The organism is Rhodococcus sp. KRD197 (assembly GCF_017168235.1).
Taxonomy (GTDB): Bacteria; Actinomycetota; Actinomycetes; order Mycobacteriales; family Mycobacteriaceae; genus Rhodococcoides.
Genome location: NZ_JABFAO010000093.1, coordinates 1 through 1476, shown reverse-complemented (window position 1 = coordinate 1476; position 1476 = coordinate 1). Strand labels below are relative to the sequence as shown.

The following is a 1476-nucleotide window of genomic DNA, read 5'->3' as shown; positions in this document are numbered from 1 at the left end:
ACTGCACCGCAAGAGGAATGTTGTACGCCGCCGAGGACGTATCGAACTGATTGATGAACCACATCCGCTGCTGCGCCTGCGACAACGGCACCCGATCCGGACGCTCCATCGGCACCAGAGCCGGACGCGTCGGAGAGCCAACGGAGTCTGTGGCCCGAACTGCGAGGGCTTCGACCGTGGGCGCTTCGAAGAGGTCGAGAACCCTCAGACCGGAGCCCAGTTCGGCGTTGACCCGCGCGATGACTCGCGTTGCCACCAGGGAGTTTCCACCCAGTTCGAAGAAGCTGTCATCGATACCGATGGCTCCACCGTCGAGGAGCTCTGCGAACACGGCAGCGATGCGATGCTCGTGATCTGTTCGTGGCGCTCGGTACGCTGTGGAGCGTTCGAGTTCGGGAGTGGGGAGTGCGCGCCGGTCCAGCTTGCCGGCCGGAGTCAACGGAATGGACTCGAGCACCACGAACGCAGACGGAATCATGTGCGCGGGCAGCGAACCCGCCACATGCTCACGCAACACATCGGTATCGACCTCGTGGCCGGCGACCGGCAACACATACGAGACCAACACGGTGTTCCCCGCCGACCCATCGACACCGAGTGTGGTGACGAAATCGACCTCGTGCAGCGCAGCGATGACCGCATCGATCTCACCGAGCTCGATACGGAAACCGCGCACCTTCACCTGGAAGTCACTACGACCGACGTACTCGAGCGCACCGGAGCTGTTCCAGCGCACCACATCACCGGTGCGATACATCCGCTCACCAACACCGAACGGCGCCGCAACGAAACGCTCCGCCGTCAAACCCAACCGATCGTGATACCCACGAGCCAAACCGGGACCCGCCAGATACAGCTCACCCGCAACACCCACCGGAACCGGACGCATTCTCGTGTCCAGGACGAGCTGCGCGGACCCGGAAATCGGCGAACCGATGGTGACCGGCTCACCGACGGACATAGCCTCACTGACCGACGAGAACACAGTTGCCTCGGTCGGACCGTAAGCATTGAACATCGACCGGCCGGGAGCCCACCGCTCCACCAACTCCGGACCGCAGGCGTCGCCACCGGTCACCACCACTGTCAAAGCAGTCAACTCCGACGGGTCCACCGAGGCCAACGCAGCAGGGGTGATGAACGCATGTGTCACCGACTGCTCCGCCAGCAGGTGTGCCAATTCTGCGCCACCGAATACATCGGTCGGCGCAATCACCATCGTCGCGCCGCCGCAGAACGCCAACATCAGTTCGAGGACCGAGGCATCGAAGCTCGTCGAGGCGAAAGACAGTGTACGCGAACCGACTTCGACTTCGAAGCGTTCGCGCTCGAGTGTGGCCATGTCAGCGAGCCCGCGGTGGGTGACCACAACACCCTTCGGCACACCCGTCGAACCGGACGTGTAAATCAAGTACGCCGCATCATCGAGCGACGGAACAGGCAACACAACAGAATCCAGATCAGCTGCAGCAGAAT

1 protein-coding gene is annotated in these 1476 nt (G+C 62.6%); it reads right to left on the bottom strand.

Annotation, left to right across the window (positions count from 1 at the left end; genetic code table 11):
* Positions 1–1476: non-ribosomal peptide synthetase (locus J1M86_RS25960; protein WP_206511931.1), on the bottom strand; the 1476-nt coding region annotated here is incomplete at both ends.